This is a genomic window from Chitinophaga rhizophila (assembly GCF_019492185.1).
Taxonomy (GTDB): Bacteria; Bacteroidota; Bacteroidia; order Chitinophagales; family Chitinophagaceae; genus Chitinophaga; species Chitinophaga rhizophila.
Genome location: NZ_JAICCF010000001.1, coordinates 1,074,241 through 1,087,402, shown reverse-complemented (window position 1 = coordinate 1,087,402; position 13,162 = coordinate 1,074,241). Strand labels below are relative to the sequence as shown.

Annotated in this window: 8 protein-coding genes; 4 read left to right on the top strand and 4 right to left on the bottom strand. The window is 37.7% G+C overall.

Annotated features, from left to right (window positions below):
- Window positions 1-312: 312 nt before the first annotated feature.
- Complete coding sequence (locus K1Y79_RS03955; RefSeq protein WP_220248699.1) at window positions 313-633, bottom strand: hypothetical protein; 321 nt, start codon at window positions 631-633, stop codon at window positions 313-315.
- Window positions 634-769: 136 nt separating this feature from the next.
- Window positions 770-1,300: an RNA polymerase sigma factor gene (locus K1Y79_RS03950; RefSeq protein WP_220248698.1), complete on the bottom strand. Its 531-nt coding sequence runs from the start codon at window positions 1,298-1,300 to the stop codon at window positions 770-772.
- Window positions 1,301-1,947: 647 nt separating this feature from the next.
- On the opposite strand from K1Y79_RS03950, the gene K1Y79_RS03945 reads away from it, so the two are divergent.
- Window positions 1,948-3,327, top strand: a complete 1,380-nt coding sequence (locus K1Y79_RS03945; protein ID WP_220248697.1) for a RagB/SusD family nutrient uptake outer membrane protein — start codon at window positions 1,948-1,950, stop codon at window positions 3,325-3,327.
- 254 nt (window positions 3,328-3,581) lie between these two features.
- Here the strand turns inward: K1Y79_RS03945 and K1Y79_RS03940 are convergent, their stop codons facing one another.
- Together K1Y79_RS03940 and K1Y79_RS03935 are read right to left on the bottom strand one after the other, a co-directional pair.
- Window positions 3,582-4,676, bottom strand: coding sequence for a FecR family protein (locus K1Y79_RS03940; RefSeq protein WP_220248696.1), 1,095 nt, complete (start codon window positions 4,674-4,676; stop codon window positions 3,582-3,584).
- A 49-nt stretch (window positions 4,677-4,725) separates the two neighbouring features.
- On the bottom strand, window positions 4,726-5,274 hold the full coding sequence (locus tag K1Y79_RS03935) for an RNA polymerase sigma factor (RefSeq protein WP_220248695.1): 549 nt from the start codon (window positions 5,272-5,274) through the stop codon (window positions 4,726-4,728).
- 315 nt (window positions 5,275-5,589) lie between these two features.
- On the opposite strand from K1Y79_RS03935, the gene K1Y79_RS03930 reads away from it, so the two are divergent.
- The 3 genes from K1Y79_RS03930 to K1Y79_RS03920 are packed head-to-tail and all read left to right on the top strand — an operon-like array spanning window position 5,590 to window position 13,115.
- Window positions 5,590-8,967 (top strand): SusC/RagA family TonB-linked outer membrane protein, encoded by a 3,378-nt coding sequence (locus K1Y79_RS03930; RefSeq protein WP_220248694.1) that lies wholly within the window; start codon window positions 5,590-5,592, stop codon window positions 8,965-8,967.
- A 27-nt stretch (window positions 8,968-8,994) separates the two neighbouring features.
- Window positions 8,995-10,437 carry a RagB/SusD family nutrient uptake outer membrane protein gene (locus tag K1Y79_RS03925; protein ID WP_220248693.1) on the top strand — a complete coding sequence of 481 codons (1,443 nt, stop codon included), beginning with the start codon at window positions 8,995-8,997 and terminating at the stop codon, window positions 10,435-10,437.
- 29 nt (window positions 10,438-10,466) lie between these two features.
- Window positions 10,467-13,115 (top strand): glycoside hydrolase family 2 protein, encoded by a 2,649-nt coding sequence (locus K1Y79_RS03920; protein ID WP_220248692.1) that lies wholly within the window; start codon window positions 10,467-10,469, stop codon window positions 13,113-13,115.
- Window positions 13,116-13,162: the final 47 nt, after the last annotated feature.

Sequence of the window (13,162 nt, the reverse complement as noted above, 5' to 3'; positions counted from 1 at the left end):
AAGGACGGACAGGACAAGAAGAGCCCGCGCATAACGCGGGCTTCCACTTGATAATCCTGTGTCCATCTTTTGACCGGGTCCGGACAGGTTATAAGTGTAGCCTTTAATATTTTTGTAGGCGCTAAATTAAAAAATTAATATATAGCATACAAGCCACAGTGTGACGTACATACTATCTAATAGTTCATAATTACTATTTAATGTTTATTTAAAGTGTTTAGTTAAAGGGTATCACTCCCCCCTTATTAGTAGAGAACCGGTGAGTCATAAAAAACGTGCAAGTCAACGAAAGAATTTAGAAGTTTTCTTTAACTAGATAAGTTTAAGTATGGAAAGAGTAGCCAGAGTAACCAAAGAGACTGCCGTTATCACCAGAAACAATATGATGTTTCGTCGCCTTTTTTTTGCGTGGGTAACTCTGGAAAGAATGGTCTGAATTTCCTGCTCAGATACTTGCGGGTCAGTGGAGGCGTAGCTAAGATTAGGAAAATAATAGTCGTGGACTGCCTTAAAAATAGCCTCAGCTTCGGGGTTTCCTATACGAAGTGTTTTAATTTCAAGGTCTTCCGCCGGTGAGGTTTCGTGGAAGCACTGTTTCTGAACCAGTTGTGCAAAGCGACGTTTGTCTAACATAAAATCAAATATTAACCAGATCTCCCATGCATATTGCAGCGAGATAAAAAGGTCAATTTGTAATTCTAATGGTTAATGATAAAAGCGCTAGTAAAATAGGGATTAATATTGAGTTCAGAAAGTATAAATCAACAACTTAAAAGAGCCAACACCGGATTTTCGCAAGAGCTTGGTTTAGGTTCCTGGTGCAGGTGGTGCGATGTACCTGTAAGATGTCGGCAGCGCTGGTGGAATTATGGCCGGCTACAAACATTACCTCAAAGCAAGCCATTTCTGTTGCAGTCAGGTTAGCAGTAGCTTTGGACAAATCAATCTTATGTTCCAGATCACCCTGGTAAGTATATGAATGTTGCATATTCCTTATGATCAGGTCCAGTTCTTTGCTACGACGTCTATGTTTATCTCTCTTGTTTTCGATCAAATTCAACATCGTTTTGAAAAGCCAGCTATCGAGTTTTTCGATTGACTGGTAATCCTGCATTGAACAGAACTTAAAGAAGGTATCCTGAACGACATCTTCTGCACTTTGAAAGTCCTCGTTGAGTTTCCGGTACGCAAGGGCAAATAATCGCGGTTTAAGAAGGCGATAAAGTAGCGAAAATGCCATTTCCCTCTTTGAAGGAATGCCAAGGAATTCTTTAATTACCTGGTGTTCATCGTGGGTCATATATCAAAATAATTGGGCTGTAGACCCTCGTAATTTAAATATATTTCCCAATAAGATGCAAAATGCCTATAAACTAACACAAAGGTGTTAGTAGTCAATTTTCATACTGTTGTGCAATTAATATTAATTCCTATTGATCATCTTCATGCCTTTATCATTTCCAGAACATGACCATTTTTTTCTTTCTGGCTTGTTTTTTTAGTTAATGAAGGTATATGAACACATAAATCTACCAGTTGCATATTTGTGAACTGATTAGACCAGGAAACATGCCCTGTCTGGTGAGTCAAAATATGCAGCTACAGAAGACTTATGATGTTCTTTCCTGTATTTGTATATAGACGATTGAGAAAGTCCAAAGGTTATCTGCATTTGATTATCAGTAATTCTGCCAGGATCTAATGGCCAAGAACCGTAACCAATAAATGTTTGGAAGACATGAGATTCTAAAAAGGAAAAAAAGTTTTTATAGTAAGTGTTACCATTCCAAACTAAAGGCAACTGAATGATCGGACAATTGCTCTTTCCGCCGCATGTATCACAATCACTCCCCCAAAGCGGTCAAGACAATCAACTATTTTTTATAGCGTACACTGCTGTGCCTAAACACATCAATAGGCATAGCCGTATTATTTAATGTTAAGGACATGAGAAAACTAAATTGCTGGAAGAGCACCTTGCTCTATCCAATAACCCTTTGTATGGCTTTACCAGCCTGTCATTTTATAGAGAACGCGGAATTGACAACGAAGAGAGTCTTTTCCAATGACAGCCTAGCTAATATGGCTGTCATCGGCATGTATGGTTCTATGGCAAATGATTTGAACATGAGTTCAGGTGCCACCACTGTTTTTACGGGTATCTGGTCGGATGAATTGCGCTATACACGTAATGAAGCTGATCTATTGGATTTTAACATTGGTAAAATTACCGCAGGTAACGATATGATGAGGGAGTATTTTTGGGCCAAGCCGTATCACACCATTTACCTAGCAAACAATTGTATCGAAAATCTGAGAAACAATAACAAGCTAACCGACACCCGCAGAAATCAGTTTCTTGGTGAATGTCTTTTCTTCCGGGCATTTCAGTATTTTAACATGGTTCAGCTTTTTAGCGATGTGCCACTGGTGCTCGTGACGAACCCACATGTGTCGGAAGTTTTGCCTCGTACACCTGTTTCAGAGATTTATAAGCAAATGATATCTGATTTCATTGAAGCAGACACATTGCTGCCTCCCAATTACCCGGAAGGCAGATACCGGGCCACTCAGGGAGCGGCTGAAGCCATGTTAGCCAAGTGCTATCTATACCAGAAAAAGTGGTCTCAGGCCGAATCTTACGCCTCTCGGGTAATTGAAACGTCAGGTACCGAATTAGAAAGGGACATTAGGGACGTATTTTTAGCAAACAATAACGATGAGTCACTGCTTCATTTCATTTCTGATAATGACTTTATAAACACAATTGAAGGGGCAGTTTTCGCACCTAATACAAAAATTCCAAATTTTATACTGACAGATAGCTTGTTGAATGACTTTGAATTTGGGGACAAGAGAAGAACAGCCTGGCTGGATTCCTCGGATTATAATGGTGACATTATGTTTTATCCATACAAATATAAACTGCCTGGTAATAGCGGTGTTCGCCGTCGTGAGTCTTATATGTTATTACGATTAGCAGAACAATATTTTATCCGTGCTGAAGCCAGGATTGAACTGGGAAATTTAGAGGGAGCCATTCAAGATATAGATGCTATCAGGCTTCGGGCAGGTTTACCACGTATAAAAGAAAAATATACAAACATTTCCCAAAACTCCCTAAGAGGCATATTACGTCATGAAAAGCGGATAGAATTCTTTGCAGAGTGGGGGCACCGGTGGTACGATTTGAAGAGGTGGGGGATCGCTAGCCAGGTTCTAAAAAACAAGTTCCGTTGGGAAGAAAAAGACCTGCTGTGGCCAATCCCTTATAAGGATCTTATGCTTAATCGCAATCTGACCCAAAATCCCGGCTACGACTATTAACTGTTAGAATTAGTCTCATTTGGTTAAATAATCCAATGGTGGTTGCAATTCGCAGCCACCATTTGTAAAGAAATTGCAGATGGTCAGAAAACAAATAGAGTTAACAAACCTGTATCGGTCCTCCCTTATGGAGACACAGTAATGGACGAATAGATGGAAGTTGTCTACAGCCATCGGCAATGGCAATGTAAAAACATTGGCGTGTGTTAGTTCATGTTAAGGGTACATGAGAAAACTAAAGTTTGAATCCGGTATTATTGGATTATTATTTTGTTGCCCTTTTGTATAAATTCAATTTTCCTAATGAATTGAACCCGCTTCAAAAACTCTTCCACTGGTTGGCTTCTGTCCACAATGCCGAAGAAGACAACATCTTTGTACTTGGCAGAAACTTCGACTTGAAGTCCGTACCACCGACTAATAACTTTTGCTACTTCCGGTAATGTAACATTTTCAAAGGCGTAAATGCCCTTTGTCCAACTGACGCTTTTGTCAACGTCGAATGGTGCCACTTTCACTTTCCTCGAGTCTGAAACCATTGCTTGCTGACCTGGTTTCAAAATAACACTTTCACCATTCGTATTTGCCTGAACACTGCCGGAAATCAGGGAGATTTTCTCGTCGTCATCGTAAGTATTGACATTAAATTCTGTCCCTAGTACTTGGACGGTAGACTTTGGCAGGTGAACTACAAAGGGTTTAGTAGCATCTTTAGCTATTTCCAGATAGGCTTCCCCCTTAATCGTAATCTCCCTTTTCGGACCATCAAATATCAATGGAAAGTCTAATCGGGTTTCAGAATTCAACATCACCTTCGTTCCGTCTGACAATACGATACTCTGAAATTTGCCAGCAGGCACGTTCAACGTGCCTGACTCACCAGTTTTCATTCCCGCTGGGTTATAGGATAGTGTCTTTTGATGGTTATGTAGGGAAAGATTGTTTAACTTAATAGCGGTGTCGCCTTCCAGGTCAATCGTAGTTCCATTGGTGACGAGAACCATACGATCAGAGGGCACAATCACATTTTGCTTACGTTCTCTGAAAATCGTAAAGACACAGCACAATACCGCAATCAACACTGCCGCAGCCAGGTACATCCTAAAATTGGAGCCTCGACCTGGGCGTATTTGAGGTGTAACTAATGTATACGCATCAAATTTAGCCGCGTTTTGACGGGCTGTTTGTGCGTCAGGCGTTGAAAGGGCCTCTTTACACTCACGGTAAACCACCTCTAATTCAGGATGCTCAACCATAAGTTGCTTCAACAGATCTTTTTCATCTGCAGTGGTGCGATTCAATAAATCAGCTATAATGAGGGATTCTATGTAATCGTAATTAAAATTCATACTTCATGTAGTGAGTTAGACAAATAAGAAAGGAGAAATTAGACACGGTCTAGTGACTTTTTTTTAAAATGCTGCAAAGAAAGTCCCGGCCTCGGCAGATGTAACGCCGGCATGAATGGACATCAATGCCCAAGCGCTGGGCGATTTGATCGTTATCTAGTCCCTTTACGTGGAAGAGGTAAAGCGCTTCCCGTGTGGAAGCTTGTGGAATTTTGTTGATAGCTAATTGAATTTGATGGAGCTGATCGCGGAGTTCAAGGATTTCTTCAGGGGTTTTTACGTGGTTTTCTGAACTTCCAAGCCCGGTAACTATGGTATTATGTAGGTTTTTGCGCTTCAATATATTGCGTGCTTTATTTTTCGCAGCTACACTTAAATATGCCCTAACGGCTCTAATATCCGATAAGGTATTCCTTTTTTCCCACACATCTTTAAATACGTCCTGCAACACGTCCATTGCCTCTGCTTCGTTTCGCAGAAGTATATACGCAGAAGCGTGAACCGTCTCCCAATGACGGTTGTACAGCTCGACAAAGGCCTGTTCGTGACCAGTCTTGATATAATAAATTAACTCAATATCATCTAACCTTCCTATCATTGACTCTAATTACATTACTCATTTCCGGTGATTTCATAGGGGTAAATTAAGCATCGTTGGAGAGTTGTCGGAAATGCTAGTAAAATTCCCGCCCACATAAAAGTATATTTTTTTGCGGAATTAAATAATTGTTATCTACAATTTTAAGCAGGCTGGTCAAAGCTTCCATGACGTTGCGCTGAACTTAGAAAGGTAACACGGATAACAATAAAATATTTTTTGTCCAAATTAGTCTAACATCTGATCTCCGGATTGTCATATTGATAGTACATCGTATCTCTATTATCGAACCAACCAACCAAAAGGAATTCGCTTATGTCTTACTCTACACATTGGACAATCCTCATGAGGAGTATAATCTTATTTCACTTTGCTACAACAATTTTTATAACGTCAAAACTTTATGCACAAACTTCACAAGTTAATGAACGAATTACAATAAATAAAAGTAGAACACCTTTAAAAGACATCTTGGAAGATATAACAAAGCAAACAGGTATACATTTTATGGGGAGTGGAAATGATATAAACTTGTATAAGCTAACTTCAATCTCGGTAAAAAATGCCAACTTAAATAATGTCCTAAATCAACTATTTCCTTTAGATAAAATGTCTTGGACGTTATCTAACAATACAGTGACAATTGCAATTAGGGAGGCAAACGATTCAAAGTCAAACATTCAAATAGCGGAAAAGGCAATCGATTCAACACATACCGTCACCGGAAAAATTGTCTCTGCAAAAGGTGAACCACTCGTTGGAGTAACTATAACTGACTTAAACAAAAGGAATGGTACAACAAGCGGTGAAAATGGTTTTTTTATATTACGGAATGTTTCGGAAAACAGTGTTTTGCGAATTTCCAGCGTATCATACATTCAACAGGATATAGTAATTCGAAAAAAGACAAATATCGGTGTCATAATCCTAAAGGATTCAATAGGCATTTTAGATGAAGTAGTTGTTATTCCGTATGGTGTTGCTTCTAAAAAGCTAACGATAGGAACAGTAACGAGCATCTCTTCAGAAAAAATTGAGCAGCAACCTGTCACTAACTCACTGTATGCTCTTCAAGGCCGTGTCCCAGGTTTGGAAATAATGCCTACAACAGGTCTTTCTGGCGGTGCAGTAACCCTACAAATAAGAGGTAAAAACTCTTTAAACAGTCTAAGTCGACCATTAATATTGGTCGATGGCGTTCCTATTCCTGCAAACATTTCAGGCCTGGGTTTTAAAGGTGCAAATTTACAGGAGTTATCGTCCCTAAGTTACCTAAATCCCTCGGATATTGAATCAATATCAGTTTTCCGTGATGCAGATGCAACATCAATATATGGAAGTCGTGGTGCTAATGGTGTTATTTCAATAACTACTAAAAAAGGCAAGACTGGAGATGCAAAAATTAATGTAAGGGTCCAATATGGAATTTCAGACATGAACCGAAGGATGAAGATGATGAACACCGCTGATTATTTGAAGTTAAGAAAGGAAGCAATTAAAAACTCAAATATTGATGTAAGTATGCCACCTTTTAATTCTGATTATTATATCTTAAATCACTTTGGTGATGTTAATATTTGGGACTCAACTCGGTATACTGACTGGCAGGAAGAATTATTAGGAGGTACTGCTAGATATACAGATCTACAGGCTTCCCTTTCGGGGGGAGTTCCCACAATACAATATACAATAAGCGGAAATTTTCATCGTGAGACAACTGTATTTGCGGGCAATAATTCAGATAAAAGAGGTGGCGTTCATTTCAGTTTAACGGGGTGCACAAATAACAGAAAAATTCAGGCAACATTTACTAGTTCGTATCAGGTGAACCAATCGACTTTGCCTGGAATTGATTTTACAGAACAATCATTATACCTACCGCCAAACGCCCCATCGTTATATGATAAAGATGGAAAACTAAACTGGGAGCAAATGCCCAACGGTGCTAGAACTTGGGACAATCCCTATAGTGAGCTATCGAAAAAATATGAGTCAAATATAAACAATTTACTAGCAAATTTAGATTTAAGCTACAAACCCATTCAATACCTGGTTTTTAAGATTCAAGCCGGTTATAACAAATTGACTGGAAATTCATTTAGAAAAACCTTTCCTTTTGCCGGTCGTCAGCCGGAATTATTAGGGGCTAATGCTAATGCATCTTTTAATCGCAATGGAATGAATAACTTTTCTATTGAACCGCAAATTTCCTATGAAAGACAATTTGGCGCACAAAACATTTCACTGCTTATAGGAGCCTCTTATCAAATTACAGATCAAAATTCTGAAACTATAGATGGACAAGGTGTAACTAGTGATGCATTACTTAAAAACCTTTCGGCATTCAATGTTACCTATACTAGAAATGCTTCGTCTAACTATAAATACGCAGCAATATTTGGTAGAATTAGTTACAATCTATATCGAAAATATCTTCTTAACATTTCAGCCCGAAGGGATGGGAGTAGTAGATTTGGGCCTGGAAGACGCTTTGGGAATTTTGGGTCCATAGGTGCCGGATGGATAATTAGCGACGAGACCTTTATAACTCACGTAAAACCAATTCTAAGCTATGCAAAATTGCGAATTACATACGGCACAAGCGGAAACGATGGGATAGGTGATTATAATTACTTTGAGCGTTTTGCAATTGTTGGAGCTTCAAGGCCATATCAAGAAACAAGAGGGTTTGAGAGCCAAGGCATTTTCAATCGATACTATGCATGGGAAACAACACGAAAATTGGAAGGTGGATTAGATTTAAATTTTTTAAATGATCGATTAAGTACTTCTATCTCTTTGTACAGAAATAGATCAAACAACCAGTTAATTTTTTATCCCTATCCATCGATTGTAGGCCCGGGAGGAGCTGTTGCCAACCTACCAGCATTAATTCAAAATACTGGAATTGAAATCGTTTTTACTAGCCGGAATATGTCCACAAGCAAGTTTAGCTGGACGACTTCAATCAATTTTACAAGGAACAGAAATAAACTTTTAAAACATCCTGACTCTGAAAGTTCGCCTTATTATGCAAGCGCTGTTGGTAGACCATTTTATGGCGAACAATTTACATATCTAAGTGCCAAAAAAGTTGATCCCCAAACAGGAAAGTATCAATTTATTGACAAATCGGGAAAGGTGGTTGATGATCCTTACGACCCTAATGATCCACGAGGCGGGCAGTATTATGCGACTTTTGTAGCTCCAAAATTTTACGGTGGAATCTCAAATACAATAACATACAAGAGACTAACATTAGACTTCCTTTTTCAATTTACCAAACAGACTGGAGTAAATCCAATTTCAACTTTTGTTAATATAGTTGGCCAAAAGAAGAATGTTCCTCAGGTGTTTAATGACAGATGGAAAAAAGTTGGAGATGTAGCTACATACCAAAAGGTGTATTCAAATAACAGCCCTTTTGAATATATAATTTCTCACTACAACTATGGCGGATCCAATATTTCCTTGACAGATGCATCCTTCCTAAGACTTAAAAATATATCATTATCATATAACCTTCCGGCGTTGTTACTTGCCAGGGCGCGTATATCTGACTGTAGCCTGTTTGTGCAGGGGCAAAATCTTCTGACTTTCACAAAGTATAACGGCCTTGATCCAGAAACGCAATCTATAATGTCATTGCCACCTTTGCGAACTTTGATCGCTGGAGTAAAAATGTCGTTCTAATAATTTTTAACGCTCAATATTGCGATGATGCTTAAAACTACCATTCGTATAATTGCCATAATAGGCTTTATATTTATCACCCAAAGTTGCGAGAAACTCATTGAAGTAGACCCGCCTATAGATCAACAAATTGGTCAAAGCATATTTGATTCCGATATTAATGCTGCTTCAGTTTTAACTGGACTATATACAAGAATTAGCTCATTTAATTTCGATGACATGTCCATGCGATTAGGTTTAGCTTCAGATGAGTTGGAAACCAACGCACCACCCAATTCCATTTTGAGCTTGATTTATACAAATAGCATTTCAAAAGAAGGGAATCAGTTATTCTGGACTTCCTTATATGAATATATATTTAGGATAAATTCAGCAATTGAAGGAATTACATCGTCGAAAGGTTTATCCTCCTTAGTAAAACAACGCTTACTCGGAGAAGCAAAGTTTTTGCGAGCATTTATCTACTTTCATATAGTTAACCTGTATGGGCGGGCACCTCTTATTACTACCACGGATGCCAAGATTAATGCGACAAAGAATAGGGACGATATTGACGCAATTTATGAATTGGTCATTTCCGACTTAAAAGACGCAAAATTTAGTCTTTCTGATGAATATTTATCAGCGAATATTACAACCACAACTGCTGAACGGCTCCGCCCTAACAAATCAGTGGCAAGTGCTTTGTTGGCAAGAATTTATCTTTATAGATCAATGTGGCAAAATGCGGAACAAGAAGCCACCGAAGTCATAAACAAAACTGAAGATTATAGATTAGTTGCATTAGATTCAGTTTTTCTAAAAAATAGCCTTGAGGCAATATGGCAATTACAGCCGGTAGACTTGACTACCAATACTAAAGACGCAATGCTATTTTATTTGAAACCCAGTTCCATATTTTCCCAACCAGGTCCAGATGGAGAAGCAAGGCCAGTGTATTTAAATAATAATTTGTATACCAAATTCTCCGCAGATGATAAGAGAAAGGATATTTGGACAGATTCAGTAATTGTGAATGGAATTACTTACCCCTTTGCATTTAAATACAAAGTATTTGAGACAAATCAACCTCTAAATGAATACATAATGGTACTTAGGCTAGCTGAACAGTACCTTATTCGTGCCGAAGCTCGACTAAGACAAAATAAAAACACTGGTTTAGAATCATCTATCAGTGATTTAAACACCATAAGAGCTCGTGCTGGACTTTCATCAGTTAACACTAATACGGATACTGAGATTTTCACTCTAATAATGGACGAAAGGCAGCGAGAATTGTTTACTGAGTGGGGGCATAGATGGTTTGATTTAAAACGCACAAATTTAGTTGACATCATTATGCCACCTATAACCGCTAGTAAAGGCGGTCAGTGGGCGTCATTTAAGGCACTTTATCCTATACCAATTTCCGACATAAAAAACAACCCAAGTTTTCAACAAGATCAAAATCCAGGTTACCCCGCATTTTAAATTGTAGGTGATAAATTTAATGTATCAATATGAACAACAAATTAAATTTTCTTAGCTTATTATTTCTGTGGTTATTAGTGAGTAATTATGGAATAGCACAGGTTCAATTAAATAAGGTTAAAGATCCGGAATTAATAACGAGATGGACTAAAGACGTGATCAGATCTGAACAACCGTTGAGTGAGTATCCTAGACCGCAAATGACAAGGGGCAATTGGAGATGTTTAAATGGTACATGGGATTTTTCTATCACACCTGTGAACGAAAAAATGCCAACCAACTTTGAACGGAAAATTTTAGTTCCTTTTCCTTTAGAGTCCTCACTATCAGGTGTAAAGGAGAATTTGACAACTGGTAAAGCTTTATGGTATAATAAAATCATATCTTTCAGCAAACGTGATAGAAATGGCCGAATATTATTACATTTTGGAGCTGTTGACTGGAAAGCGACGGTGTATGTAAACAATAAAGAGATCGGTGAGCATATAGGTGGATACACGTCATTTACCTTCGATATAACTAAAGATGTAAAAGAGGGCAATAACAGTATCACGGTTAAAGTGGAAGATCCCACCGATCTTGGATATGGTCCTCATGGTAAACAATCTACAAATCCTGATAATATATATTATACGAGCGTTTCTGGTATTTGGCAAACCGTATGGTTAGAATACGTCCCTATAAATTACATAAGTGATGTTAAACTTCGCACAAACATTGATTCACAAACAGTATCTATAACTGCAAGGTCTGCAAAGACAAATGATATTCAAATATCGATATTTGAAGAAGGAAGATTAATAGCTAATAAGATAGGTAGATCGAATCATGAATGCAATGTTTACATAAAAAAACCTCGCCTCTGGAGCCCTAACGACCCATTTTTGTATGACGTAGAGATCAAATTGATCACAGATGGGCATGTTGATGACAGTGTTCAGAGTTACGCAGGTATGAGAAAAGTATCATTGCAAAAAGATCAATTAGGGTATAGTCGTATTTTTTTAAATGATAAGTATATTTATAATTTAGGAGTTCTTGATCAGGGGTATTGGCCTGATGGTTTATATACTGCTCCAACTGATGAAGCTTTAAAATTTGATCTTCAGGTTGAAAAGGCTCTTGGTTTTAATACCGTAAGAAAGCATATTAAGGTCGAGCCAGCAAGATGGTATTACCATGCTGATAAACTTGGTCTGTTAGTCTGGCAAGATTTCGTAAATCCAAATCAGGCACTTCCGGAAGGATCGAAAGTAGCTTTTGAGAAACAAATTAAAGAGACAATTAGTCAATTATGGAATTCGCCAAGCATTATAACTTGGGTGATTTTTAATGAAAAGTGGGGCCAGTACGATCAAGAAAGATTGACAAATATGGTAAGGGATGCGGACCCTTATCGTCTTGTAAATGGCCATTCAGGAGAACTTCTTTATGTAAATAATGTGTTACGTAGCCCGTCACCAAATGCATATGTGAATTCCGACATTGTCGACGTCCATTCATACCCTTATCCGAAAGATCCGCCTATTGTTGGACAATCGGTAAAAGTAGTAGGTGAATTTGGGGGATTTGCGATGTCGGTTGATGATCATATTTGGGACGACATGAAGGGTGGATGGGGATATAACGGGTTAAACAGCCAATCAAAACTTACTAAGGAATATAGTGACTGTATCGATACATTAGTTAAGTTAGAAAAGCAAGGTTTATCTGGATCAATATATACACAGCCTTTCGATGTAGAAACTGAATTAAACGGCTTAATGACGTATGACAGAGAAATACTCAAAATCCCCATTGGAAGAATTAGAGATTTGAATAGTAAGTTAAATCTATCACTTAATGGTAAATCAGATCAAATTTTACAATTTGATGTATATGATGAAAAGGATGATTTCAAATCAATGGACGAAATGAGGAAACGATTCTCATCGGGAAGAAACGACTCATCTTTTTTAAGGAAATATACATCTAAGTTGCTGTCAATATCGGATTCAATTGAATATAACAAAGTCTCTAAAAAGTACATAGAAATGATTGTGTCACCTTTCATGACGGTTAATATCAAATACCTTGAGGCTACCGCTAAACGGCCAAATGATTATTCATTTGATTTCATTTGCAAAAATTATTCGAATCTTAACAAATTGTTTGAAGGAAAGCGTGCAATCAGTAAGGTAAGAGGAATCATTGAATATGATATATACAGAAATATTCAAAATGATACAAATTACGCTTTTGATAAGCGCCGATTAAATCAGATATTAAATGAGTATGGTATAATATCGGAATTACCAATGCTTAAACAACTTGCTCTGTTTTATTATACAAGGTATGATATCAGCAACTTTGTTCGAGTGAAGGATTCAATTCATAAAAAATATCCTGGAGAAGTTAGCATTTTCGATATGAACAACGATGCGTGGCTTGTTTTCGAAAGATCAAATAACAAAAATGAACTTGAATCAGCTCTCAACTGGAGTAAAAATGTAATTTCTTCAGAAAAAACCGGTAATTATTATGATACATATGCCAATCTATTATATAAATTAGGGAGAACTAATGAGGCTATAAAATTTCAGGAAATAGCAACGGAGCTTCCGCCTGGAAATGGATCACAAAGTTCGATTAAATCAAGTTTATCTAAAATGAAACAGGGCCTGCCTACATGGCAGTAAATATAAAATCAATTTAGCGACTGAATTTAGATTTCAGTCGCTGACTT

Bases quoted from the DNA above. Each gene is read 5' to 3' on its own strand.
- K1Y79_RS03955 (WP_220248699.1), bottom strand. From the start codon at position 633: ATGTTAGACAAACGTCGCTTTGCACAACTGGTTCAGAAACAGTGCTTC.
- K1Y79_RS03950 (WP_220248698.1), bottom strand. From the start codon at position 1,300: ATGACCCACGATGAACACCAGGTAATTAAAGAATTCCTTGGCATTCCT.
- K1Y79_RS03945 (WP_220248697.1), top strand. From the start codon at position 1,948: ATGAGAAAACTAAATTGCTGGAAGAGCACCTTGCTCTATCCAATAACC.
- K1Y79_RS03940 (WP_220248696.1), bottom strand. From the start codon at position 4,676: ATGAATTTTAATTACGATTACATAGAATCCCTCATTATAGCTGATTTA.
- K1Y79_RS03935 (WP_220248695.1), bottom strand. From the start codon at position 5,274: ATGATAGGAAGGTTAGATGATATTGAGTTAATTTATTATATCAAGACT.
- K1Y79_RS03930 (WP_220248694.1), top strand. From the start codon at position 5,590: ATGTCTTACTCTACACATTGGACAATCCTCATGAGGAGTATAATCTTA.
- K1Y79_RS03925 (WP_220248693.1), top strand. From the start codon at position 8,995: ATGCTTAAAACTACCATTCGTATAATTGCCATAATAGGCTTTATATTT.
- K1Y79_RS03920 (WP_220248692.1), top strand. From the start codon at position 10,467: ATGAACAACAAATTAAATTTTCTTAGCTTATTATTTCTGTGGTTATTA.